The 23,913-nt window shown below is 72.4% G+C and carries 23 protein-coding genes and 1 pseudogene; 9 read left to right on the plus strand and 15 right to left on the minus strand.

Annotated elements, in window-relative coordinates:
• A partial coding sequence (locus tag AB8Z75_RS12450) for a LuxR C-terminal-related transcriptional regulator (protein WP_369201542.1) occupies positions 1–537 on the plus strand: 537 nt, incomplete at its 5' end.
• A gap of 92 nt (positions 538–629) precedes the next feature.
• Here the strand turns inward: AB8Z75_RS12450 and nucS are convergent.
• Positions 630–1,292, minus strand: a complete 663-nt coding sequence (nucS, locus tag AB8Z75_RS12455; RefSeq protein WP_369201543.1) for an endonuclease NucS — start codon at positions 1,290–1,292, stop codon at positions 630–632.
• Between the two features lie 217 nt (positions 1,293–1,509).
• Between nucS and AB8Z75_RS12460 the strand changes: the two genes are divergently transcribed.
• The gene (locus tag AB8Z75_RS12460; RefSeq protein ID WP_369201544.1) at positions 1,510–1,902 is read left to right on the plus strand and encodes an SCO5389 family protein; all 393 of its coding nucleotides are present in this window, start codon (positions 1,510–1,512) and stop codon (positions 1,900–1,902) included.
• Positions 1,903–2,072: 170 nt separating this feature from the next.
• On the opposite strand, the gene AB8Z75_RS12465 is transcribed toward AB8Z75_RS12460, so the two are convergent.
• Positions 2,073–3,122 (minus strand): LLM class flavin-dependent oxidoreductase, encoded by a 1,050-nt coding sequence (locus AB8Z75_RS12465; protein ID WP_369201545.1) that lies wholly within the window; start codon positions 3,120–3,122, stop codon positions 2,073–2,075.
• Between the two features lie 294 nt (positions 3,123–3,416).
• Between AB8Z75_RS12465 and AB8Z75_RS12470 the strand changes: the two genes are divergently transcribed.
• Entirely contained in the window at positions 3,417–3,779 is a 363-nt protein-coding gene (locus AB8Z75_RS12470; protein WP_369201546.1) for an ATP/GTP-binding protein, read from the plus strand.
• Positions 3,780–3,812: 33 nt separating this feature from the next.
• Here AB8Z75_RS12470 and AB8Z75_RS12475 read toward each other — a convergent pair whose 3' ends face one another.
• The 7 genes from AB8Z75_RS12475 to mce all read right to left on the minus strand — a co-directional run bounded on the left by AB8Z75_RS12475 (position 3,813) and on the right by mce (position 14,340).
• The gene (locus tag AB8Z75_RS12475; protein ID WP_369201547.1) at positions 3,813–4,829 is read right to left on the minus strand and encodes an ABC transporter permease; all 1,017 of its coding nucleotides are present in this window, start codon (positions 4,827–4,829) and stop codon (positions 3,813–3,815) included.
• Positions 4,826–6,211 carry an ABC transporter ATP-binding protein gene (locus AB8Z75_RS12480; RefSeq protein WP_369201548.1) on the minus strand — a complete coding sequence of 462 codons (1,386 nt, stop codon included), beginning with the start codon at positions 6,209–6,211 and terminating at the stop codon, positions 4,826–4,828. The genes AB8Z75_RS12475 and AB8Z75_RS12480 overlap by 4 nt, the downstream gene beginning before the upstream one ends.
• A 109-nt stretch (positions 6,212–6,320) precedes the next feature.
• Complete coding sequence (locus tag AB8Z75_RS12485) at positions 6,321–7,091, minus strand: ABC transporter permease (RefSeq protein WP_369201549.1); 771 nt, start codon at positions 7,089–7,091, stop codon at positions 6,321–6,323.
• A complete protein-coding gene (locus AB8Z75_RS12490) occupies positions 7,091–8,212 on the minus strand; it encodes an ABC transporter ATP-binding protein (protein WP_369201550.1) in 1,122 nt (373 codons plus the stop codon). Before AB8Z75_RS12490 ends, AB8Z75_RS12485 begins: the two co-directional genes overlap by 1 nt.
• Before the next feature lie 177 nt (positions 8,213–8,389).
• On the minus strand, positions 8,390–9,340 hold the full coding sequence (locus tag AB8Z75_RS12495) for a cellulose-binding protein (RefSeq protein WP_114014066.1): 951 nt from the start codon (positions 9,338–9,340) through the stop codon (positions 8,390–8,392).
• 126 nt (positions 9,341–9,466) lie between these two features.
• Complete coding sequence (gene scy / locus AB8Z75_RS12500) at positions 9,467–13,579, minus strand: polarized growth protein Scy (protein WP_369201551.1); 4,113 nt, start codon at positions 13,577–13,579, stop codon at positions 9,467–9,469.
• A gap of 320 nt (positions 13,580–13,899) precedes the next feature.
• The gene (gene mce / locus AB8Z75_RS12505) at positions 13,900–14,340 is read right to left on the minus strand and encodes a methylmalonyl-CoA epimerase (protein ID WP_369201552.1); all 441 of its coding nucleotides are present in this window, start codon (positions 14,338–14,340) and stop codon (positions 13,900–13,902) included.
• 136 nt (positions 14,341–14,476) lie between these two features.
• On the opposite strand from mce, the gene AB8Z75_RS12510 reads away from it, so the two are divergent.
• Positions 14,477–15,679, plus strand: a complete 1,203-nt coding sequence (locus AB8Z75_RS12510; protein WP_369201553.1) for an acetyl-CoA C-acetyltransferase — start codon at positions 14,477–14,479, stop codon at positions 15,677–15,679.
• A gap of 142 nt (positions 15,680–15,821) precedes the next feature.
• A complete protein-coding gene (gene meaB, locus AB8Z75_RS12515) occupies positions 15,822–16,778 on the plus strand; it encodes a methylmalonyl Co-A mutase-associated GTPase MeaB (RefSeq protein ID WP_369201554.1) in 957 nt (318 codons plus the stop codon).
• A 196-nt stretch (positions 16,779–16,974) separates the two neighbouring features.
• Here the strand turns inward: meaB and AB8Z75_RS12520 are convergent, their stop codons facing one another.
• A complete protein-coding gene (locus tag AB8Z75_RS12520; protein ID WP_369201555.1) occupies positions 16,975–17,679 on the minus strand; it encodes a PepSY domain-containing protein in 705 nt (234 codons plus the stop codon).
• Between the two features lie 125 nt (positions 17,680–17,804).
• Here AB8Z75_RS12520 and AB8Z75_RS12525 point away from each other — a divergent pair, with 125 nt between their 5' ends.
• Entirely contained in the window at positions 17,805–18,503 is a 699-nt protein-coding gene (locus AB8Z75_RS12525) for a response regulator transcription factor (RefSeq protein ID WP_369201556.1), read from the plus strand.
• On the plus strand, positions 18,496–19,950 hold the full coding sequence (locus tag AB8Z75_RS12530; protein ID WP_369201557.1) for a sensor histidine kinase: 1,455 nt from the start codon (positions 18,496–18,498) through the stop codon (positions 19,948–19,950). The genes AB8Z75_RS12525 and AB8Z75_RS12530 overlap by 8 nt, the downstream gene beginning before the upstream one ends.
• 79 nt (positions 19,951–20,029) lie before the next feature.
• On the opposite strand, the gene AB8Z75_RS12535 is transcribed toward AB8Z75_RS12530, so the two are convergent.
• The 4 genes from AB8Z75_RS12535 to AB8Z75_RS12550 all read right to left on the minus strand — a co-directional run bounded on the left by AB8Z75_RS12535 (position 20,030) and on the right by AB8Z75_RS12550 (position 22,717).
• On the minus strand, positions 20,030–20,506 hold the full coding sequence (locus AB8Z75_RS12535) for a MarR family winged helix-turn-helix transcriptional regulator (RefSeq protein WP_369201558.1): 477 nt from the start codon (positions 20,504–20,506) through the stop codon (positions 20,030–20,032).
• A gap of 101 nt (positions 20,507–20,607) precedes the next feature.
• Entirely contained in the window at positions 20,608–21,426 is an 819-nt protein-coding gene (locus AB8Z75_RS12540; RefSeq protein ID WP_369201559.1) for an AIM24 family protein, read from the minus strand.
• Positions 21,423–22,073, minus strand: a complete 651-nt coding sequence (locus AB8Z75_RS12545) for an AIM24 family protein (protein ID WP_369201560.1) — start codon at positions 22,071–22,073, stop codon at positions 21,423–21,425. The genes AB8Z75_RS12540 and AB8Z75_RS12545 overlap by 4 nt, the downstream gene beginning before the upstream one ends.
• Positions 22,073–22,717 carry an AIM24 family protein gene (locus AB8Z75_RS12550; RefSeq protein ID WP_369201561.1) on the minus strand — a complete coding sequence of 215 codons (645 nt, stop codon included), beginning with the start codon at positions 22,715–22,717 and terminating at the stop codon, positions 22,073–22,075. Before AB8Z75_RS12550 ends, AB8Z75_RS12545 begins: the two co-directional genes overlap by 1 nt.
• A 145-nt stretch (positions 22,718–22,862) precedes the next feature.
• On the opposite strand from AB8Z75_RS12550, the gene AB8Z75_RS12555 reads away from it, so the two are divergent.
• The gene (locus AB8Z75_RS12555; protein WP_369201562.1) at positions 22,863–23,234 is read left to right on the plus strand and encodes a DUF3817 domain-containing protein; all 372 of its coding nucleotides are present in this window, start codon (positions 22,863–22,865) and stop codon (positions 23,232–23,234) included.
• Positions 23,231–23,527, plus strand: a complete 297-nt coding sequence (locus AB8Z75_RS12560) for an MTH1187 family thiamine-binding protein (RefSeq protein ID WP_114014078.1) — start codon at positions 23,231–23,233, stop codon at positions 23,525–23,527. The genes AB8Z75_RS12555 and AB8Z75_RS12560 overlap by 4 nt, the downstream gene beginning before the upstream one ends.
• Positions 23,528–23,627: 100 nt before the next feature.
• Here the strand turns inward: AB8Z75_RS12560 and AB8Z75_RS12565 are convergent.
• Positions 23,628–23,913, minus strand: a pseudogene (locus AB8Z75_RS12565) (hypothetical protein); the annotation flags it as partial.

Consider the following 23,913-nt stretch of genomic DNA (forward strand, 5'->3'; position numbering starts at 1 on the left):
GTGGAGGGGGTGCGGCTGGCGGCCGAGCTGCGTCCCGACGTGGTGCTGATGGACCTGCGGATGCCGGGCGGCGGGGGAGTGGAGGCCATCGCCGCGATCGTCCGGCGCGGGCTGCCGTGCAAGGTGCTCGTCCTGACCACCTACGACACCGACGCGGACACCCTCCCGGCCATCGAGGCCGGGGCGAGCGGCTACCTGCTCAAGGACGCGCCGCCGCGGGAACTGTTCGCGGCCGTACGGGACGTGGCGGCCGGCCGGACCGTGCTGTCACCCGCTGTCGCCTCGCGTCTGGTCGACCGCGTACGGGATCCGCGCCCGGCGGCCGAGCGGAACGCGCTGAGCGCCCGCGAGCGCGAGGTCCTCGCCCTGGTGGCCAAGGGAACGCCCAACCGGGAGATCGCCCGGCTGCTGTTCATCAGCGAGGCCACCGTCAAGACCCACCTCACCCACCTGTACGCCAAGCTCGGGGTGAACGACCGCGCGGCAGCGGTGGCCACCGCGTACGGACGCGGAATCCTCGGCCCCGGCCAGGGCTGAGGCCCCTCCTCGCGCAGGACTGAGGCCCTCCTCGGCCAGGGCTGAGGCCCCTCCTCGCGCCGCCCCCCGCCGCACGGGCGGCGCGGGACGCGTCAGAACAGCCGGAGTTTGTCGTCCTCGATGCCGCGCAGGGCGTCGTAGTCGAGCGTGACGCAGTCGATACCGCGGTCGGCGGCCAGCACCCTGGCCTGCGGCTTGATCTCCTGCGCCGCGAACACGCCCTTGACCGGCGACAGATGCGGATCGCGGTTGAGCAGCTCCAGGTAGCGGGTGAGCTGTTCGACGCCGTCGATCTCACCGCGGCGCTTGATCTCGATGGCGACGGTGGCCCCGTCGCCGTCCCGGCACAGGATGTCGACGGGCCCGATGGCCGTGGGGAACTCGCGCCGGATCAGGCTCCATCCGTCTCCCAGCGTCTCCATGCGGTCCGCGAGGAGTTCCTGGAGGTGCGCTTCCACGCCATCCTTGATCAGCCCGGGGTCGACGCCCAACTCGTGCGAGGAGTCGTGCAGGATCTCCTCCATCGTGATGATCAGTTTCTCGCCGGCCTTGTTCTCCACCGTCCAGCGCTGGTCCTCCCCCTCCTTGAGGGTGCAGGGCGGGGACATCCAGTTGAGCGGCTTGTAGGCACGGTCGTCCGCGTGCACGGAGACCGATCCGTCGGCCTTGATCAGGATGAGTCTGGGCGCGGGCGGAAGGTGCGCGGTGAGTCTGCCGGCGTAGTCGACAGAGCAGCGGGCGATGACGAGACGCATGGTCGGTCACGCTACTTGACGGCGCCTCCCGCGCGCGATTCGCCCCCGGATGAGGTGTTCGGCAGTGGCGCGAGTATTCCCATTCTCGTGCTGATTCGCCCCAGGAGCCGTACGGTAAGGCTGGGCGTCGCCGTCCGAGGTTGCGCGACTACACGGTGATGTCCTTTCACCCCCAAGAGATCCGGCTCCACGGGCCGGGTCGCGAGAGGAGAAACCCATGTCGCTCGACGTCCCACCTGCGCTGTTGGAACAGGCTGAGCGTGGCGAGGTGGATGAGGCGGCGTTCGTCGACTGCGTCCGCACGTCCCTCCCGTACGCGTGGGAGATGGTCAGTTCGCTCGTCGCGCAGTTGAAGGTGGACGGCGGTCAGTTCGCCGACAACCAGACGCCGCCGCCGGACGAGCAGCACCGCGGCCAGCTGCTCCGCGCGCTGGCGAGCGATGCGATACGCGGCGCGCTGGAACGCCACTTCGGGGTACGGCTCGCGTTCCAGAACTGCCACCGGGTCGCGGTCTTCCCCCTCGACTCGTCGGCGGACGAGCGCCTCGCCCGCTTCACCTCCCTGCGCGGGCAGCTGCTCAACCAGTCCCCGGAGCTGCGCGACTGCTGAGCGCGGCCCCCGGCGGCCGAGGTGGCCGACGCGGCCGGCGGGGCGTGCGCCGTTGCGGCGGTGGTGGACACCGCCGCAACGGCTTTCGGGCTCTTGCAGCGCTTTTCGGCCGTTCCGCGAGGTGGTCTCTCGCCCTCCCGGCCGTTCCGCGAGGTGGTCTCTCGCCCTCTTCAGGCGACGAGGGGCAGCACCTCGTCGGCCAGCCGGTGGATGTTCCGCACCGTGCCGTCGCGATCCCCCGTGCCCTCCACCAGCAGGGCGAAGCGACTGATGCCGGTGCGCTCGGTGCTCGCCGCGAGCCGGTCGGCGCACATGCGGGGCGCGCCCACCGGATGCAGCTCGCACAGCAGCTCCGTGTAGCCCAGCGGATCGCGCATGCGGCGGGGCCGCCCGTCGACGGTCACGTGCCCTCCCAGCCCCTCGCGCAGCCAGCCGGGCATGGCCTTGAGCAGCGTCTCCCGTGCCTCGCCGCGCGAGTCCCCGACCTGGACGACACCGGCCGAGACGTGCCGGGCCGCGGCGGCCTCGACCTCCTCGTGCGCATGCCCCGCAGCGAGTGCCTCGCGGCGCCACATGCGCGTCATCTCCGCCTTCTCCTCGTCGCCGCAGTGCATGCCCAGCAGCATGGGCAGCAGCCGTGTGGCGGCCAGCCGCAGCGTCCCCGGCGAGGTGCAGGCGACGACCAGGCCGGGCGCGGCGGCCCCGCCCCCGTCCTGCGGGCCGATCGCGCAGTCAGGACGCGGCACCACCGGCACCTCCCGGAAGCGGTACCGCTCGCCGTCCGCCGAGACCCGCGGCTCGCGCAGCCACCGCAGCAGCAGGTCGAGCGCCTCGGGAAAGCCTTCCTCGAACGCCGGCAGCCCACCGCCGAACACCTCCAGGTCCACCCAGGGGCCGCCGCGACCCACACCGAGGGTGAAGCGCCCGTCGGACAGCAGGTGCAGCAGCGCCGTCTGCTCGCCGAGGGCGACCGGATGCGCGGTGGGCAGCACGCTGACGGCCGTTCCGACGCCGATCCGCCGTGTGCGCCCCAGGAGCAGCGCCGCGAGGGTCACGGCCGAGGGGCATACGCCGTAGGACACGAAGTGGTGCTCGGCCAGCCAGACGTCGGCGAGTCCCGCCGCTTCGGCTTCCTCGCCGGCCCTGACCGCGCGGTCCAACGCCTCGCCCTGCCCCTGGCCCGGGAACTGTGCGCCCAGGACGAAAGCTCCGACTCGCATGTCCCACCGCCCTTCGTGGGCCAGGACCGACGGCTCGGTCCTGGCCGGGTCTCCGCGCGACCGGACACCTCATCCAGCACTAACGCGTGACACGTGCCAAAGGCACGGCCTGAGATCGGGTTCGTGTGATGAACGGCAATCGGGGCTTGCCTGTGGACAACCGGCGGGACCGCCCCGCGGCGTGCGTAGGCTGGAAAGCACACGGCCACCGCCGGCCCGCGGCTGAAGCGTGCAGCCCCGGCGCGGCGGTCGGCCGCCGTCGTCCACCGTCGCCGACCCACAGAGGTGCCCCACGTGTCCCCGCGTCGAAACCGCTCCCGCAGCGGTGCCGCCAAGCCAGCAAAGGCCGCCCGCACCGGCGCCGGGGCGCGTCGTGACGAGGAGGACCGCGAGGGCCGCGAGCGCTTCGGCCTGGAGCGCACCGAGGACTGGCGGGGGGAGGAGTGGGCGGTCCGCCGGATAAGCGGAGGCGCGGCGCTCAAGCGCTACAGATGCCCAGGTTGCGACCAGGAGATCACCCCCGGCGTCCCGCACGTCGTCGCCTGGCCCCTGCTCGGTGACGTCGCCGACCGGCGCCACTGGCACGGAGCCTGCTGGAACGCACGAGACCGCCGGAGCGCCAGGCTCCAGCGGTCCCGCAACGCCCCCCGGTACTGAGGGGGGCACCGGTGTCCGGGTGGGGCGAAGCCCCTACACGTCGCGCTTGTTCAACAGCGCGTACGCCGCCGCGAAGACGACCAGGGTGACGACCGCGAGCCCGCCCAACAGCGGCCAGCCCGTGGCGTCCTGGTCGGTGGTCATCGGGATGCGGTAGAGGGAAGCCAGCCCGTTGAGCGGGGAGTACTCGATGAGGAAATCGCGCACGTCCTCCAGCGCCTCGCCCGCCATGAAAATCGCCATCAGCAGCGGCAGCAGCACCACGCCCATCATGGTGGTGATCGCGCCGGCGGAGTGCCGCAGCAGCGTGCCCACCGCCAGCGACAGCAGGCCCAGCAGCGCCACGTACAGACCCGCGCCCACCGTCGCGCCCAGCCACTCGCTGCCGGAGGCGACGAGCTTCCCTCCTTCGAAGGAGTCGGCGACGTCGCTGCCGGTCTCGTACGAGGGAAGCGTCTGGTCGCTCAGCAGCGCGGAGTTGATCAGCGCGGTGAGGGCGCAGGCGAGCGTCGTCATCACGAACGCCAGCAGGAAGAAGACCGTGGCCTTGGCCAGCAGGACCCTGCCGCGCTGGGGGCAGGCGGTGAGGGTCGTACGGATCATGCCGGTGCCGTACTCGGAGGTGACGACCAGCACGCCGAGCGTGATCACGCAGATCTGCCCGAGCATCAGCCCGAACAGGCCGCTGGAGAGCAGCGGCATCCCGGTGTAGCCGCCGCTCAGCCCGACGGCGGACAGCAGACCGATGCCGACGACGAGAGCGAACATCACACCGAGCGTCCACACCGTGGAGCGGACGGTGCGGATCTTCGTCCACTCCGAGACCAGCGCGTGCCCGAGGTTGGTGCGTGCCATCGGGATGGGGGAGCTGTAGGGGGCGATGCCGCCCGGCCAGTGCCCCTGTCCGGGCTGCTGCCCGGCGCCCGCACCGGCGGGTGCGGGCGCGTGTGCCTCCGCGGCGGCGGGCGCGCCCAGCCCCGCGTGTGCGGGCGCGTGCTCGGCCGCGGGCTGGGCGGGAGCCGTGGGGCCGTTGTGCTGCTGGGTGCTCATCGGGCGTCCTCGCCTTCGTTCTTGGCGCCGCCGGGCATGCCCGGCGCCGTGCCGGGGGCCGCGGGGCCTGCCGGGGGAGCGGTGGGCGCTGCCGGGACGTCGGCGGCGTACGGGTTGGTGCCGGGCCGCGCTGCGCGCATCTGCAGCGTGCCGCCACCGGGCGCACCCGGCGGCGGGGCGCCCTGCGGCCCTCCCTCAAACCCGGCCGTCCCGTGGGCCGGTGCCGGTGCCGGTGCCGCCTGCTGCCCGGGCGGCATCTGCGGTGCGGCGGCCATGCCGGGCACGGCCGCCTGCCGCGGCGCGGCGCCGGGCATGGCCGGGGCTGCGGGGTCCGCCGCCGGTCCCTGGCCCGGGCCCGCCATGGGAGCGCCCGCGGTGCCCGCCATGGCGGCTCCTCCTGCCATCGCGGGTGCCCCCGCCATGGCGGGGGCACCCGCCGGCTGCTGGAGGCCCGTGCGCATGTCGGCCGTCGAGCGGTAGTCGACGGAGCCCTGGGTCAGCCGCATGTACGCCTCTTCCAGCGAGGCCTGGTGGGGGGAGAGTTCCCACAGCCGCACGTCGGCGCCGTGCGCGACGTCGCTGATGCGGGGCAGCGCGAGCCCGGTGACGCGGAGCGCACCGTCCTCTTCCGGCTGGGTCTGTCCGCCCGCCTCGTGCAGTGCGGAGACCAGTTTCTCGCGCTGTTGCGGCTCGCTGTCGGGCGTGCGGACGCGGGCGAAGCCGATGGAGTTGCGCGCGATGAACTCCGTCACGGACATGTCGGCCATCAACTGCCCGCGACCGATCACGATGAGGTGGTCGGCGGTCTGCGCCATCTCGCTCATCAGGTGACTGGAGACGAAGACGGTGCGGCCCTCGCTCGCGAGGCGCTTCATCAGGTTGCGGACCCACAGGATGCCCTCGGGGTCCAGGCCGTTGACCGGCTCGTCGAACAGCAGCACCTGCGGGTCACCGAGCAGCGCGGCGGCGATGCCGAGGCGCTGTCCCATGCCGAGCGAGAAGCCCTTCGACCGCTTCCTGCCGACGTCCTGCAGCCCGACGACGCCGAGCACCTCGTCGACGCGGCGTGCCGGGATGCCGGACAGCTGCGCGAGGGAGAGCAGGTGGTTGCGCGCGCTGCGGCCGCCGTGCACGGCCTTGGCATCGAGCAGGGCGCCGACCTGGCGTGGGGCGTTGGGGAGTCCTCTGAAGGAGTGCCCGCCCACGGTGACCTGCCCGGACGTCGGTGCGTCCAGCCCCAGGATCATGCGCATGGTGGTCGATTTTCCTGAGCCGTTCGGCCCCAGGAATCCGGTGACGGCCCCCGGCCGTACCTGGAAGGACAGGTTGTACACGGCCGTCTTGGCGCCGTAGCGCTTCGTCAGGCCGTATGCCTCGATCATCCTTTGCCCCTGGACGCAGTTCGGGGCTCACGTGCCCCCGGACATGGCCTAGGAGGTTACGAGAGGCCTGTTCGGTTCCATGAGGCGGCCCCTGGGCCGTCAGCGAGGGTCAGGCGTCGCGTTTCTTGAGGACGATGAATCCGGCGATCAGTGCGGCCGCCGTCCACGCAGCCATGATCAGGAGCCCTTCCCAGGGGCCGTAGGGGCGGTCCAGCGTCTCGGGGACCACGGACATGACGGTCGTGCCGGCCTGGTCGGGCAGGTACTGGCCGACCTTCTTGGTGGCCTCCACCGAGCCGAGGATGTTCGAGACGAGGAAGAAGAATGGCATCAGGATGGCGAACGCGAGCAGCGGGCTGCGCAGGACGAAGGTGATACCGACGGCGAACAGGGCGATCAGCGCCATGTAGAGGCCGCCGCCGACCACGGCGCGCAGCACCCCGGGGTCGCCGATGCCCACCCCGTGCTCGCCGAGGAGCGCCTGGCCGAGGAAGAACGCGCAGAAGCTCGTGATCAGGCCGACGACCAGCACGAGTGGCCCGGCGACCAGCACCTTGCACCACAGGAACGTGCCGCGTTGCGGCACGGCTGCCAGCGAGTTGCGGATCATGCCGGTGCTGTACTCGGCGGAGACGACGAGCACGCCGAAGGCGATCATCGCCAGCTGTCCGAGGCTCATGCCGGCGAAGCTGGTGTAGGTGGCGTCGAACGTGCGCCGGCCGACGGTCGACATGTCGTCGAAGGTGGAGGCGGTCACCGCGCAGATCAGCGCGCCGAGCCCGATGGAGACGACGACCGCCGCGGCGAGGGTCCAGATCGTGGAGTGGACCGAGCGGACCTTCGTCCACTCGGACTTGAGGACGCGCGTGGTGTGGCTCATCAGCGGCGCCTCCTTCGCTGCCAGTCCTCGCCCCAGGCCGACGGTGGCTGCCCTCCCGGGGGCGGAGCCTGCTGCCCTCCTGGCGGTGGGGCCTGTGGGCCTCCCGGCGGTGGAGCCTGCTGCCCTCCTGGCGGGGCCTGGAGGCCCTGCGGTGGTGGTGGGAGGGTTCCGGGAGGGGCCTGTGCGCCCTCCGGCGGAGCCTGGGCGCCGACGCCCGGGGCGTGCCCGTGGTACTCGACGCTCTGTGCCGTCAGCCGCATGAACGCCTCCTCCAGCGAGGCCCGTTGCGGGCTGAGTTCGTGCAGCACGATGCGGTGGGCCGCGGCGAGTTCGCCGATCCTGGCCGCGTCGCCGCCGTCCACGTCCAGCGCGCCCTGCTCACCGGCCGCGGGCCGCAGCCCCTCGGTGGTGAGGACGTCCAGCAGCCGTTCGGGCTCGGGCGTGCGGACGCGTACGTGTGTGCGGGAATTCTCCGCGATGAACTGCGACATCGAGGTGTCCGCCAGCAGCTTGCCCTGGCCGATGACGACCAGGTGTTCGGCGGTCTGCGCCATCTCGCTCATCAGGTGGCTGGAGACGAACACCGTCCTGCCCTCGCGGGCCAGATGCTGCATCAGGGTGCGGATCCAGTGGATGCCCTCCGGGTCGAGGCCGTTGACGGGCTCGTCGAACATCAGGATGCGCGGGTCACCCAGCAGGGCACTCGCGATGCCGAGGCGCTGCCCCATGCCGAGCGAGAAGCCCTTCGGCCGCTTGCGTGCCACGTCGTGCAGGCCCACCATCTCCAGCACCTCGCCGACCCGGCGCTCGGGGATCCCGTTGGACTGCGCCATGCACAGCAGGTGGTTGTAGGCGCTGCGACCGCCGTGCACGCCCTTGGCCTCCAAGAGCGCGCCGATGCTGTTGAGCGGCTCCTTCAGCTCGCCGTAGCGCTTGCCCTCGATGCGCACGTCACCGCGGGTGGGGGCGTCGAGGCCCAGCACCATCCGCATGGTGGTGGACTTCCCCGCGCCGTTCGGGCCCAGGAAGCCGGTGACCGTACCAGGCCGTACGGTGAAGCTGAGACCGTCGACGGCTGTCTTGTCCCCGTACCGTTTGGTCAGGTCCCGCAGCTCGATCATTCTTCGACGCTACGGCGCCCTCGGCACGCTCGCCACTCGTGCGCATTATCCGCACATCATTCACACACGCGAAACGCCCCGCACCGTCCGGTGGGGGCGTTTCGCATGTCCGGGAGCGCGTCCCCGGGATTGGCGTGTCCGGGAGTCGCGTGTCCGGGAGGCAGGGCCGGTGCGGCCTCAGCGCGACTGCTGGGCAGGCACCGAGCGGCCCGCCGACTCCTCGTCCGCCGCCTCGTCGCCCGCCTGCCCGCCGGCGGCCACGGCCGCGCCGGTGAGGGTGGCCAGCATCTCGCGCACGTTGGTCAGCTGCGCGTTGATGCTGTCGCGGCGGTTGGTGAGAGCGGCCAGCTCGCGCTCGGACTCGCTGCGCACCCGGTCGGCCTTGGCGTTGGCGTCCGCGACGATGTCCTCGGCCTGACGCTGCGCCGTCTCGACGGTCTGACGGGCGCGGCGCTCCGCGTCCGTGCGCAGCTTCTCGGCCTCCAGGCGCAGCTGCTCGGCACGGTGCTCGATCTCCGCGAGCCGCTTCTCCGCCTTCGCCTGACGGGAGGCCAGGTCGCGCTCGGACTGCTCGCGCCGCTTGGCGAGGTTGGTCTCGAAGTCGGCCGCCGCCTGGGCGGCCTTCGCGCGGGTGTCCTCGAAGAGCGAGTCGGCTTCCTCGCGCTTGGACTGGGCGTCCTTCTCCGCGTCGCTGCGCAGCGTGGTGGCCTCGCCCTTGGCCTTCTCGACGATGCGGGCGCCCTCGTCCTCCGCCTTCTGCTTGCGCTCGGCGGCGAACTGCTCGGCGTCGTTGCGTACCTGCTGCGCCGCGCCCTCCGCGAGTTCGCGGTGCTGCTCGGCGGCGCGACGGGCCTCCTCGCGCAGGTCCTTGGCCTCCTCCTCGGCGAGGCGGAGGATCTTCTCGACACGGGCACCGAGGCCGGCGTACGACGGCTCCGCGTCGTTGACCTGGGCCTGGGCGTTCTGCGTTTCGAGGTGGAGCTCCTCGATGCGCTTTTCCAGAGAGGTGATCCGGGCCAGGGCGCTGTCACGGTCGGCGACGAGCTTCGCGATGCGGTCGTCAACCTGTCCGCGGTCGTAGCCACGCCGCACGAGCTCGAAGCCGTAGGGGGAGGAAGTGTCGCTCATGGGGTTCCTGTCGAGTCAGACGGGTTATCAGACGGGGGGAGTGATAGAGGGAATCCTAGGGGTCCAAGCGGCGTGTCATCGAGCTTATGCGCGTTTGATCTGGAGAATGTGCCCTCGTTCGAGTGGCTAACCCTCCGAACCCTTGCCATTCGAACGAGTTGTACCAGCGCCAACGCCCGCTGTCACACCACCGTTCGCGCCGGAGCCGCGCCCACCCTTCTTACCGGATCCCGAGCCGCGTCCGGAGCCGCCACCGGTCCCCGAACCGCCGCTCGAACCCGAACCGGAACCCGAACCGGAATCCGAACCGGAATGCGACTCCGCGTCCGCGTCGCCACCGTCCTTGCCGCCTGACGACGCGGCACCCGGCGTCTCGAACGACTCGAGCGCCTCCAACACGTCCTGCACGCGGGAGATCTCCGCGTTGATGTCCTCCTGACGGCGCATCAGCACGTCCAGCTCGTGCTGCCCGGCCTCGACCGTGCGCTGCGCCTCCTCGGCGGCCTCCTCGCGCAACTGCCGGGCCTCGCGCTCCATCGCCGCCTGCTTGAGCTCGGCCTCCTTCAGCAGGCCCTCCGCCTTCTTCACGGCGGCGATGCGCACCTTGCCCGCCTCCGCGTTGGCGTCCGAGCGCAGCTGCTCGGCCTGCTCGCGCGCCTCGGCCAACTGCTCCTCGGCGGCGGAGACGAGCTTGTCGCAGCGCTCCCCGGCCGCCTGCATCGCCTCGGCCGCCTCCCGGCGCGCCCGCTCGTGCAGCTCCTCGACCTCCGCCTCGATGCGGGTGCGCAGCTCCTCGGCGCGCTCACGAATGGCGCCCGAGTCGCTGCGGGCCTCCTCCAGCAGCGTGTCGGCGTCCGAGCGTGCCTTCTCGACCAGCTCGCGGCCCTCGTCCCTGGCCTCGTTGACCAGCCGCTCCGACTCGCCGCGGGCAGCGCCGACCATGGTGTCCGCCTGCTCCTCGGCGGTGGCCTGGGCGCGCAGCGCCTCCTCCTGGGCCTGGGCCAGGAGCTGGTCGGCCTGCTCGGCCGCCTCCGTGCGCTTGGCGGCGGCGTCCTCCCGTGCCTCGTCGCGCAGCCGTTCGGCCTCGGCGCGCATCTCCTCGGCGTACCGCTCGGCCGCGGCACGGGTGTCCTGGTCGAACTGGTGTGCTGCCGCCCGCATCTCCTGGTCGTACTGCTCCGCCGCCGCGCGGGTCTCCCGGTCGTACCGCTCGGCCTCGGTGCGCGTCTCACGGTCGAACTGCTCGGCCTCCGCGCGCAGCAGACCGCTGACCCGCTCGGCCTCGGCCCGCGTCTCCTCGCCGGCCTGCTCGGCCTCGGCCCGCACCCGCTCGCCGAACTGCTCGGCCTCCGTGCGCGTCCGGTCCCGGTACTGCTCGGCCTCCGTGCGGGTCTGCGCGCTGTACTGCTCGGCCTCCGTGCGGGTCTGGGTGCTGTACTGCTCGGCGGCGGACCGCGTCTCCTGGTCGAACTGCTGCGCCTCAGACCGGGTTTCCCGGTCGAAGCGCTGCGCCGCCTCCCGGGTCTCCTGGTCGAAGCGCTGGGCCTCGGAGCGGGTCTCCTGACCCGCGCGCTCCGCCTCCTCGCGGACGCGGTCGGCCTCCTCCTGGGCCTTGGCCATGAGCTGGTCGGCCTGCTCTGCGGCCTCGGTGCGCTTCTTGGCGCCCTCCTCGCGGGCCTCGTCCAGGAGGCGGTCGGCCTCCGTACGGGCCTCTTCGTTGACGCGCTGCGCGTCAGCGCGGGTCCGCTCGGCCTCCGCCACCGCGTCCGAGACGGTCTGCTCCGCCAGCGCCCTGGCGGCGTCCGCCTCCTCCTGGGCCTCCCTGCGCACCGTCTGCGCCGCGTGCTCCGCGGCCGACCGCAGCCCGGCGATCTCCTCCTCGGCCTCCTCGCGCAGCCCCGCGACCGAGTCCCTGACCTGCTGAGCCGTCTCCTCCGCCGACGCCACCAGCTCCGCCGCGCGGCGCTCGGCCTCCTCGGTCAGCCGCTCGGCCTCCGCCTGCGCCTCGGATACCCGCTTGCGGGCGGACGCCAGCAGCTCCTCGCTCTGCTCGCGGGCCTGTGTGCGCTCCTGGTGCGCCTCCTCGCGCGCCGCCGCCAGCAGCTCCTCGGCCTCGCGGCGACGCCGGGCGGCCTCCTCCTGGGCGGCGCCCAGCGCCTCGGCGGCCTCCGCGTTCGTCCGCTCCGCCGCCGCGTCGGCCTCCGCGCGCACCCGGTCGGCCGTCGCCTGCGCCTCCTCGCGCAGCCGCTCGGCCTCCGCCGTCGCCTCGCTGCGCAACTGGACGGCGACCGACTCGCCCTCCGCACGTGCCTGCGACGCGTCCGAGGCGGCCTCCGTGCGCAGCCGCTCGGCCTCCTCCTCGGCCTGCTCGCGCAGGGTGCGCACGCGCTCCGCGGCCTCCGTGCGCAGCCGCTCGGTCTCCGCCCTGGCCTCGTCGCGCAGCCGCTCCGCCTCCGTGCGGGCCTCGGTCAGCCCCGACTCGGCCTCGGCTAGCTTCGCCTCGGCCTCCTCGCGGAGCCTGGTCAGCTCCGTCTCGGCCTCGGCCTTCCGCTGCGCGGCGGCCTCCTCGGCGTCCTCGCGGGTCTTGCGGGCCGCCTCGTCCGCCTCGGAGCGGGTCTGCTCCGCCGCCTCCTCGGCCAGCGAGTTCAGCTCCTCGGCCTCCGTGCGGGCCCGCTCCAGCGCCTCCTCGGCCTGCTTGCGCAGCGACGTGGCGCGCTCGATCGCCTCCGTCCGCACCCGCTCGCTCTCCGTGGCGGCGTCGGTGCGGGTCTCCTCCGCGTCGGCCTTGGCCTTGCCCAGCAGCTCCTCGGCGCGGTTGGCGGCCTCCTCGATCTGCTGGACGGCGTCGCGGCGGGCCTCGCCGCGGATCTTCTCGCCCTCCTCGACGGCCTCGGCCCGCAGCTGCTCGGCCTCCCCCCGGAGCCTGCGCGCCTCCTCCTGGAGCTCGACCGTCTTGGCGCGGTAGTCCTTCGTGTCGTCCTTCGCGGCGCCCTTGAGCTGCTCGGCCACGTCGTGGGCCTCGGCCCGCAGCCGGTCGGCCTCCTCCTCGGCCTCCCGGCGCAGCCGCTCGGCCTCCTCGGCGGCGGTCTTCGTCGTGGCCTTGGCCTCCTCGGACGCCTTGGTCAGCACGTCCTCGGCGGTACGGGCCGCCTGCGCCAGCTGGTTCGCCGACTCCTCGGCCGTGGTGGTCCGCGCCTTCTCGCGGGCCTCGGCGATCAGCCGCTCGCCCTCCGCCTTGGCGTCCTCGCGCGCCTGCTCGGCCTCGGCCTTGATCGCCTCGGCGTCCTTGGTGGCCTGGCCCACCAGCCGCGCCACCTCCGCCTTCGCGGTACGGGTGCGCTGCTCGTTCTCCGACTCGGCGTCCGCGAGTCGCTTGCCCGCCTCGTCCTCGGCCTCCTGGAGCGTGTTCGAGGCCTTCTCGTCGGCCTCGCGCAGGGCCTCCTCGGCCTGCCGCAGCTGCTCCTCGGCGCGCCGCACCAGCTCGCCCGACTCGCGCCGGCTGCTCTCCGCCTCGCTGGCGGTGGAGGTGCGCAGCTGCTCGGCGTGCTCGGTGGCCTCCTGGGCCTGCGTGGAAGCGGCGTTCAGCAGCCGCTCGGCGTCGGCACGGGCCCGGCGCAGGATCGACTCGGCCTCGCTGCGGGCGTTCTCCGCCTCGGAGCTCAGCCGCTGCCGCGCCTCCTCGGTCAGCCGCTGGGCCTCGGCACGGGCCCGCGACAGCGACTGCTCGGACTCGGCCCTGGTCTCCTCCATGAGCCGGCGGGCCTGCTGCTCGGTGCGGGAGCGCAGCTGCTCGGCCCAGGCGATGTTGTCGTTGACGTGCGTCTCGACCGTGGCGCGGCGCTCGGACAGCTCCTGATCGAGCTGCTGGCGGCGGCGTACGGCCTCGGTGTGCAGCTCGGACTCCAGCCGGGCCTGCGCCTCGGCCTGCTCCTGCAGGAGCCGCTGGGTCTGGGCCCGCGCCTCGCGCAGCTCCCGCTCCGCGTCGGCGCGCATCTGGTCGGCCTGGAGCTGGGCGTTGCGGAGCAACTGCTCGGCCTGCTGGGAGAGGTTGTCGTACCCCGCAGGGCGCGTGGCCAGCGCGCGGCGCGCCTCGTGCAGCTTGGCGCGCAGCACTTCGACCTGGTAGCCGAGGTCGTCGGCATGCTCGACGGCCCTCTCCCGCTCCTTCTTCAGCCGGTCCATCTCGGCCTCGAACTGCGAGAGGTGGTCGTCAGCCTCGTAGCGGTCGTAGCCCCGCACTGCGCGGTCCCATCCGTCCCCTGGTAGTCGTGGAGATGATCCGAACCCTCTCCCCGGACTTGATGACACGTCCCGACGGAAATGGTGTCAGATCGTCGGCGGAACGTGGACCGAGCCCCCAACCCGGAGACCTCGTCGGGTGGGGAGGGCCCGCCCCGGCCGTCAGGCCACTCTACCGGGCCCGGAAGCGGACGTCAGTGGTCCGTTGGTGCGGCGGGGGTTTCCCGCCGTACGGACCCCTGTGCGGGGTTCACCGCTCCTGGTCGCCGGGGTGGCCGAGGTCACCAGTCCGGGCTGTGCTTTTCCGGGGACGACCCTGGTCAGCGCGGCTCGCGCTGGGATGCGGCCGAGGTCACCAGTTCGGTGAGCACTCCGTGGCAGTCCTTGGGGTGCAGGAAGGTGATGCGGGAGTCCATGGAGCCGCGGCGGGGCTCGTCGTAGAGGACGCGGACGCCCTTGTCGCGGATCGCCTCGGAGTCGCCGTCCACGTCGGCGGTGCCGAAGGCGATGTGGTGGACGCCCTCGCCGTTCTTGGCCAGCCACTTGGCGACCGCCGAGTCCTCCCGGATGGGTTCGAGGAGTTGGAGGTAGGAGGAGCCCCCGTCGTCCGTTCCGTTGATCCGCAGCATGGCCTCGCGGACGCCCTGTTCCTGGTTCACCTCGGTGTGGAACACCTCGAAGCCGTAGGTGCGGGAGTAGAAGCCGACGGTGGCTTCCAGGTCCCGGCAGGCGATTCCGATGTGGTCGATACGCGTCAGCATGGGCAACAGTGCAGCGCTCCTCACCCGGTTACGCAACGTGCGCACGGTCACACTCACCGACCGGTGACCCGGACAGGTACCGCTCAGTATCTTGAGTGGTAACCCTCGTTAACTTCCCCGCCGGAAGGGAACCCTCATGACTGCCACTCCCAGCAGCAGCACCACCTCCGTGATCGTCGCGGGCGCCCGTACGCCCATGGGCCGGTTGCTCGGCTCGCTGAAGTCGTTCTCCGGTGCCGACTTGGGCGGCTTCGCCATCAAGGCGGCGCTGGAGCGGGCCGGAATCGGCGGCGATCAGGTCGAATACGTGATCATGGGCCAGGTGCTGCAGGCCGGGGCCGGGCAGATCCCGGCGCGCCAGGCCGCGGTCAAGGCGGGCATCCCCATGAACGTGCCGGCACTGACCGTGAACAAGGTCTGCCTCTCCGGACTCGACGCGATCGCGCTGGCCGACCAGTTGGTGCGTGCGGGTGAGTTCGACGTCGTCGTCGCCGGCGGCCAGGAGTCCATGACGAACGCGCCGCACCTGCTGCCCAAGTCGCGCGAGGGCTACAAGTACGGCTCGCTCGAGGTGCTCGACTCCATGGCGCACGACGGGCTCACCGACTCCTTCGAGAACATCGCCATGGGCGCCTCCACCGAGAAGCACAACACCCGCCTGGGCATCCCGCGGGACGTGCAGGACGAGATCGCCGCCCGCTCCCACCAGCGCGCCGCCGCGGCCCAGCGCGACGGGCTCTTCGCGGCGGAGATCACTCCGGTGGAGGTTCCGCAGCGGAAGGGCGACGCGGTGCTCGTCTCCGAGGACGAGGGCATCCGCGGCGACTCGACCGCCGAGTCGCTGGGCAAGCTGCGGCCCGCCTTCGCCAAGGACGGGACGATCACCGCGGGTTCGTCGTCGCAGATCTCCGACGGCGCCGCGGCCGTCGTCGTGATGAGCAAGGCCAAGGCCGAGGAGCTGGGCGTCTCCTGGATCGCCGAGATCGGCGCGCACGGCAACGTGGCCGGCCCGGACAACTCGCTCCAGTCGCAGCCCTCCAACGCCATCGCGCACGCGCTGAAGAAGGAGGGGCGCTCCGTCGGTGACCTCGACCTGATCGAGATCAACGAGGCGTTCGCGGCCGTCGCGCACCAGTCGATGAAGGATCTGGGAGTTGGCCCCGAAAAGGTGAACGTGAACGGCGGCGCCATCGCCCTGGGACACCCGATCGGGATGTCCGGGGCGCGGATCGTGCTGCATCTCGCGCTGGAGCTGAAGCGGCGCGGGGGCGGTCTCGGGGCGGCGGCCCTGTGCGGGGGCGGCGGTCAGGGCGACGCGCTGCTCGTCTGCGTGCCGTAAGAAGGTCCCCTCGCCGCACCTCCCGACCCTCCCGACCCGGTTCCTTCCGGGTGACCCGGTTCCCTCCGGGTCGGGAGGGCCGGGAAGGTCGGGGCCGGGGAGAATGCCTGGTCACAGCCACAGGAACGGAGCTGTACGAGCAATGGTGGATGTCGCAGCGTTGGTGGCGGCGGCCCGTGAGGGGGCGCCGCGCGCGGTGGCGCGGTTGATCTCCCTGGTGGAGGGCGCCTCCCCGCAGCTCCGCGAGGTCATGGCCGCTCTCGCCCCGCGCTGCGGCAACGCGTACGTGGTCGGTCTCACCGGGTCCCCGGGGGTCGGCAAGTCGACGACGACCTCCGCGCTGGTGACCGCCTACCGCGCCCAGGGCAGACGCGTGGGCGTGCTGGCCGTGGACCCGTCCTCGCCGTTCTCGGGCGGAGCCCTGCTGGGGGACCGGGTCAGGATGGGGGAGCACGCCTCCGACCCGGGGGTCTACATCCGCTCCATGGCCACCCGCGGCCATCTGGGGGGCCTGGCGTGGGCCGCGCCGCAGGCGATCCGGGTGCTGGACGCGGCGGGCTGCGACGTCGTCCTGGTCGAGACGGTGGGCGTCGGCCAGTCGGAGGTGGAGATCGCCGCGCAGGCCGACACCAGCGTGGTGCTGCTGGCCCCCGGCATGGGGGACGGCATCCAGGCGGCGAAGGCCGGAATCCTGGAGATCGGCGACGTGTACGTCGTCAACAAGGCCGACCGGGACGGTGCGGACGCGACCGTCCGCGAGCTCAACCACATGCTCGGCCTGGGCGAGGCCCGTCGTCCGGGTGACTGGCGACCGCCGGTGGTCAAGGCGGTGGCCGCGCGCAGGGAGGGCGTGGAGGAGACGGTCGCGGCGCTGGACAAGCACCGCGGCTGGATGGAGGAGCGCGGGGTGCTCGCCGAGCGCCGCGCCGCGCGGGCCGCGAAGGAGATCGAGAACATCGCGCTGACGACGCTGCGGGAACGCATGGGCGAGTTGCGGGGCGGCAAGCGGCTGGACGCGCTCGCCGCGCGGGTGGCCGGCGGTTCGCTGGACCCGTACGCGGCCGCAGACGAACTGGTCGAGGGCGTCACGGAAGGGTGACACCCTCGACCGGCCCGGACGGGCACACAGATGGGCACACGGACGGGCACACGAACGGGTGAGCGGGCGGGCGACAGGATGTCGCCCGCCCGCCCGCGTCCGGCCGGGTGACCGGACCGGCCTCCGGCCGGGCGGGGGCAGCCCGACCGGAGACCGGAGACCCGGGGCCCAGGTCTCCGGGCCCGGGAACGGCGGGTCAGTCGTCGTCGCCCTGCTCGCTCTCGTGGTGGAGCACCTTGCCGGAGGTGCCGTCGAGGACGAGCTCGTGCTCGGTGCCCTGCTTGTCGACGGTCTCGGCCTCCCACCGGCCCTTGGCGGCGCCGTCGTCGGCGTCGTCCTCCAGGCTGACGGAGGTGACGGTGCCCTTGCTCGCGGCGGCGGCCTTCTTGCCGACCTCGGCGGCGTCGAGCTTGGCGGCACGGGCGGCGGAGCGATCGTCGTCCTTGCGGGTGTCGACCCGGTTCTTGACGACGTCGCCCTTGGTGGCGTCGATCTTCACCTCGTGCCACTTGTCGTCCTTGCCGAGGACGTCGGCCTCCCACACGAGCTGGTTGTTGTCGGTGTCCAGCTCCAGCTCGGTGATGCTGCCGGGGACCTCCTTGAGCACGGACTCGGCCGCGCGGCTGAAGGAGACGTCCGCGGCGCCCTTGTCCTCGGCCTTGTCGGCGCGGTCGCCGTCCTTGCCGTCGTCGTCGCGGTCGTCGTGGTCGCCGCGGTCGTCGTCGTGACCGTCACCACGGTCGTCATCGTGTTCGACCGAGCGGATGTGCGACTGCGACGAGGAGGCCGGCTTGCCGTCCGCGCTGTCGCCGCCGCTGCCCGCGACCCCGAACGCGGTCGCCGTACCTCCTCCGACCAGCGCTGCCGCGGTGACGGTTGCGATGATGACCTTGCGCTTCATGACGTTCGACTCCTCGGATCGTTGGCTGTTCTCGCTTTCGATGACTCCACGGTGGCCGACCGCTGCTGAACGTGAGCTGAAGCTACCTGAAGCCCTCTTCAGCCGCGATTTGGCAGGCTGGGCGCATGCGTCTGCTGATCGTGGAGGACGAGCGGCGACTGGCCCGGTCGCTCGCCGGGGGCCTGACGGCCGAGGGCTTCGCCGTGGACGTCGTGCACGACGGCGCGGAGGGCCTGCACATGGCCGTCGAGAACGAGTACGACCTGATCGTGCTCGACATCATGCTCCCCGGCATGAACGGCTACCGCGTCTGCGGGGCGCTGCGCGCCGCGGGTGACGAGACGCCGGTGCTGATGCTCACCGCAAAGGACGGCGAGTACGACGAGGCCGAAGGCCTCGACACCGGCGCCGACGACTACCTCACCAAGCCGTTCTCCTACGTCGTGCTGCTGGCCAGGGTCCGCGCGCTGCTGCGCCGCCGTACCCGGGGCGCCAGGGTCGCGCTGCGGATCGGCGAACTGACCGTCGACCCGGCGGCCCAGCGGGTGGCCGTCGGCGAGCGCGAGGTCGAGCTGACGGCCAAGGAGTTCGCCGTGCTCGAATACCTGGCCACCCGTTCGGGCGAGGTCGTCTCCAAGACGGAGATCCTCGAACACGTCTGGGACTTCGCCTACGAGGGCGACGTCAACATCGTCGAGGTGTACGTCAGCGCCCTGCGGCGGAAGCTGGGCGCCGGCTGGATCGCCACCGTGCGCGGCGCCGGCTACCGGCTCCAGGGCGACGCGGGCAGCGGTCGCCGGGGCGGCGGAGGACGCGATGCGTAGGGCGTCCGTACGCCTGCGGGCCGCGCTGGGCGCCACGCTCGTGGTGGCGCTCGCGCTGGTCGCAGCCGGCTTCTTCGTCGTCTCGACGCTGCGGGGCGGACTCGCCGACACCGCCCGCCTGAACGCGGAGAACGCCGCGCGCGGCACGGCCGCGCAGCTCGCGGGCGCGCCCGCAGGGAGCATCCCGGACCTCGACGGGCTCGACGGCGACGACCCCGTGCAGATCGTCGACGCGGACGGAAAGGTGCTCGGCGCCAGCGACCCGCTCAAGGGCCGCGGCCCCGTGGCCGACTTCGCCCGCGCGGACAAGCCCGACGGCGACTCGGGAGACCGCGACTCGGGAGACGGCGACGGGGAAGGCGACGGCGACGAGGTCGACACCGACAGCGAGAACGAGACCCGCACCTTCCCCGTGGACGACGACGGCGAGGTCACCTACGACAAGGACGACATCACCGGGTCGCAGGAGTTCAGCCTCGCCGCCGTCCAGGGCCGCACCCGCGCCGGCACCCCGGTGACCGTCTACGCCGGCGCCTCCCTCGGGGCCCAGCAGGAAGCCGTCTCCACGGTGACCCGCTCCATGCTGTTCGGACTGCCCGTGCTGCTCGTCGTCGTCGGCGGCGTCACCTGGCTCGTCACCCGGCGCGCGCTGCGGCCCGTGGAGGGCATCAGGCAGGAGATGAGCGCCATCACCGCCAGCACCGACCTGACGCGCCGCGTGCCGGAGCCCGACGCGCGGGACGAGGTCGCCCGCCTCGCCCGCACCACCAACGAGACGCTGGCGGCGCTGGAGGGGTCGGTCGAGCGCCAGCGGCGGTTCGTCGCCGACGCCTCCCACGAGCTGCGCAGCCCCATCGCCTCGCTGCGCACCCAGCTGGAGGTCGCCGCGGCGCACCCCGAACTCCTCGATGTGGACGGCGCCGTCGAGGACACCGTACGGCTCCAGGCTCTCGCCGCGGACCTGTTGCTGCTCGCCCGGCTGGACGCGGGTGAGCGGCCCGGCCAAGGGCGGGTGTCCCTGGCCGCGTTGGTGCGGGAGCAGGCGGGGCAGCGGACGGGGGACCCGCATCCGCTGCGGATCGCCTCGCTCGACGAGGGGGAAGTGCGCGGCTCAGCGGCTCAGTTGGGACGCGTGCTGGGCAACCTGCTGGACAACGGGCAGCGGCACGCCGCCGGGCAGGTCACCGTCGAGGTGCGGCGGGAGGGCGAGACCCTCGCGCTGGCCGTCAGCGATGACGGGGAGGGGGTGCCCGAAGCCGAGCGGGAGCGGATCTTCGAGCGGTTCGTGCGCCTGGACGCGGCGCGGTCGCGGGACGAGGGCGGTGCCGGGCTGGGGCTGGCCATCGCCCGCGACGTCGCCGAGCGGCACGGCGGCACGCTGCAGGTGGACGGCCCGCCCGAGGGGGGAGCCCGGTTCGTGCTGCGGCTGCCCGCCGCCGGTGGCTGAGGGCTGCGCCCGGCCCCGCACCCGGCGAACGGCGAAACGGGGGTCCGCACCGGACGGAGTCCGAGTGCGGGGCCGAGCGCTACACGCGTCCCCGGCCGGCTCGTAGTTTCTCCGTCAGCGGTCGGAGGGTGCGCTCCAGATGGGCGAGGTCGGCCGGGGCCACCCCGTCGATGAAGTGGCGCCGCACGGAGGCGACGTGGTGGGGCGCGACGCGCCGCATGGTCTTCCAGCCGTGGTCGGTGAGGACGGCGAAGAGACCCCGTTTGTCGGACTCGCAGGACTCGCGCCGTACGAGTTCCGCTTTCTCCATCCGGGTGACCTGGTGGGACAGCCGGCTCTTGGACTGGAGGGTGGCGGCGGCGAGGTCGGTCATGCGCATGCGGTGCTCGGGCGACTCCGAGAGGTTGACGAGGATCTCGTAGTCGTTGAGGGTCAGCCCGAACGGCTGGAGGTCGCGCTCGAGCTGATAGCTGAGGAGCCTGCTGGCGTCCAGGTGGGTGCGCCAGGCGCGCTGCTCGTCCTCGGTGAGCCAGCGGGTGCCGTCGTCGGTGTCCATGCTCTGAGACTCTACCGAGCGTCGTACACCAGTGCTTACGCGGTGTGGCGTGAAGATGTCGCAGCGTTGTCGCGTGGCGGTGTGGGCGCGGCGGGTGACGGTCAGAGGCCGAACCGCCGCTGGAGCCCGCCCAGCTGGCCGGGAAGCTGGGGGAGCTGCTGGCCACCGGACCCGCCCGGGCCTCCGCTGCCGCCGCCGGTGCCGCCCGGCACCCCTGCCTGCTGCGGCACCTGGCCGGTGGAGCGGTCCTCCAGCAGCGTCTCGGTCGACTGGATCAGTACGGTTCCCGCCCCGACGAACTCGAACTGGTGCTCCTCGCCGGAGGCGCCTCCCAGCCCCGTCATGGCCCGCACGCCGCCCAGGACGCCCTTCAGGTACTGGTGGTCGTAGTGATGGGCGGGCGAGGGGCAGTCCGCCCAGCCGACGAGCGCCTGGGGGTCCACCCGTACCGGCGGCTCGACGAAGTGGACCTCGCCGTTGGAGGCGGCGAGGAACGTGCCCGTTCCGACCAGGGTGAGGAAGCCGGGGATGATCGACTGCTTCAGGGAGAGGGCGGGGTCGAAGGCGAGCAGGTTGCCGGAGCGGACGGTCAGGTTGCCGTTCTCCAGGTCGAAGGAGTTGATGTTGAAGGCCCGGTCGGCGAGCAGCAGCTTGCCGCGCCCCTCGGCGACGACCCAGTCGGCGGCGTGCAGCGGCGAGTGGAAGCTGGAGGCGACGAGCCGGTCGAGCCGCCCGTGGCCGATGCCGTGGAAGTCGATCTGCCCGTAGTAGGCGATCATCTTCCCCTTCTGCAAAAACCACTGCCCGTCCAGGTCGACGGAGAAGGCGTACGGGTTGACGTTGTCGTTCGCGGGCAGGGTCGCCGCGTCGAACACCTGGTAGCCCTGCGGCGCGGAGCCGTGCGGTGTCTGTGACGTCACAGTTTCTCCTCACTCGCCTGCACGAACACGGCTCCGCTTCCGGTCAGTTCCAGCTGGAAGGCCTCGCCCGAGCCGCGTCCCACCATGTCGCGCCAGCCCAGCGCCGAGGACAGTTTGTTGCGTACGTCGCCGAAGTGGGCGACGTAGGCCTGCGGGTCGACGTGCACCGGGTGGCCGGGGGTCAGCGGGAGCTGGAGGATGCCGCCGTGGGCCATCACGGCCACCGAGCCCCTGCCGGTCAGCGTCGTGGTGAACAGGCCCTGGCCCGACACCTGGCCGCGCACCATGCCCAGTACGCCGCCGTCCCGGCCGAGGAAGAGGGTGCCCTGCTGGAGGCTGCCGTCGAAGGCGAGCAGCCGGTCGGCCTCCACGCACAGGGTGTCGCCGTCCAGGTTGATCACCTCGACGTGGTGGCCGCCGTGCCCGAACATCACCGTGCCGTTGCCCTCGACGGTCATCAGCGGGGTCGCCTCGCCCGCCACCCGTCGCCCGATCATGGACATCACGCCGCCCTGGCCGCCCTGGAGGTTGGGCGTGAAGGTGACCTCGCCCCGGTAGCCGACCATGGCACCGCGCTGGCTGAACAGCCGCTGCCCGGGTACGACCTGGGCCTCGACGAGCTTGCTGGACAGCTCTCGGAACGGCATCAGACGTCCCCTCCCAGGGTGTTGCGCTCGCTGGGCTGCACGTACACCACGCCGTCCCCCTCGAACCTGATCTGGAACGACTCGCCCGAGCCCTCGCCCATGAATGTGCGGAAGTTCACACCGGACTGGAAGCTCTGCCGCAGGTCGCCCTGGTGTGCGACGTAGGCGCCCGGGTCGACCTGGAGCGGGCTGCCGGGCGTGACGCGCAGCAGCACCGCGGGCCCGTCCGACATGAGGGCCGCCCATCCGGTGCCCTCGACCGAGGTGGTGAACAGGCCGTTGCCCTGGGAGGCTCCGCGCAGTCCCGTGAAGGTCGTTCCGGTGCGCAGGCCGCCGTCCGTGCACAGCAGGTTGCTGGCCTCGACGTGCAGTTTCTCGCCCGCCAGCCGCACGAGGCCGAGGTCACTGGCGCGGTCGGCGAAGTAGCAGGTGCCCTGCCCCTTCACCTCCATAACGGTCATCTGCTCGCCGGTCAGCCGGCGCGTGACCATGCCGCGGACGCCGTCGCCGCCACCGCTCAACTTCTTGAACGTCATCTCGCCGTCGTAGGCGACCATCGAGCCGTTCTTCGCCTTGACCGTGTCGCCGCCTCCGCCGAGCGTGGCGGCCAGCACCTTGGTGCCCTGAAGTCGGAACTGAGCCACGCTTTCGAACCTACCCTGAGGCCGGGGACGGTCGGCAGTGCTGCCACAATGGCAGAGCTTGTGCTTGGCTTCACAAGCGATCTCGTCGCCGATCCCGCAAACGATCTGAGGACCTGCCGTGGCCATACTGGAAACTCCTAGCGGCCTGCCGCCCAAGTCGGTCTCCGCGCTGCGCCGCCTGCGACTCACCTCGGTGCCCGAGGGGGTCTCCTTCCTCCTTCTGCTGGTCTGCTCGGTGCTGAAGCGGACCACGGACTTCAACGCCGTTCCGGTCATGGGCGCCGTCCACGGCATTCTCTTCATCCTGTACGTCCTCTTCTGGGCCGACGCCTGGAACCGCATCAAGTGGCCGTTCGGGCGCGCCGCCCTCTACTTCGTCCTCTCCGTGCTGCCGACCGGCGGCTTCTTCGCGGACAGGATGCTGCGCGAGGAGGAGAAGGCGGGCGTCATCGCCGCCCGCGCCCGCAAGGAGCAGGCGGGCACCGTGAGCGCGGGCGGAAGCGCGGTCAACTCGTGATCGTCGCCTTCTCCGTCACTCCGCTCGGCGTCGGCGAGGACGTGGGGGAGTACGTGGCCGACGCCGTGCGGGTCGTCCGCGAGTCGGGGCTGCCGCACCGCACGGACGCCATGTTCACCTCGCTGGAGGGCGAGTGGGAGGAGTGCATGGACGTCGTACGCCGGGCCGTCGCCGCGGTCGAGGCGCGGGCGCCGCGCGTCTCCCTCGTCCTCAAGGCCGACATCCGTCCCGGCGTCATCGACGGGCTCACCGCCAAGGTCGCCACCGTGGACCGGTACCTGGACGAGGGCTGACCCGCCCGCGAGACGCCGGCAGGGCCGAGCCCGCCCGGCCGGCGCACCGGCCGCAGCCGGAGAGCGAGCGCGCTCGTGGACGCGGGCTCCTCCAGCGCTGTCAGTACGGCCGCGCGACCGCGCCCACAGGTGCCCGATGCCACGCACCGGCCGCCACCACGGGCCACACGAACGCGCTCGGCACCAGCGTCACCCCCTCGCCGCCCGTCAGGACACGGGAGTGCCGGGGCGGGCGCCACACGAACGCGCTCGGCACCAGCGTCACCCCCTCGCCGCCCGTCAGGACACGGGAGTGCCGGGGCGGGCGCGCGATCCGCAGCGTGCCGTCCCGCCACGTGACCTGGGGGTGCAGCGCGGCGAGCACCCGGCCGAGTCCGCCGTCGAGA

Origin of the sequence: Streptomyces sp. PU-14G (assembly GCF_041028275.1) — a bacterium.
GTDB lineage: Bacteria > Actinomycetota > Actinomycetes > Streptomycetales > Streptomycetaceae > Streptomyces.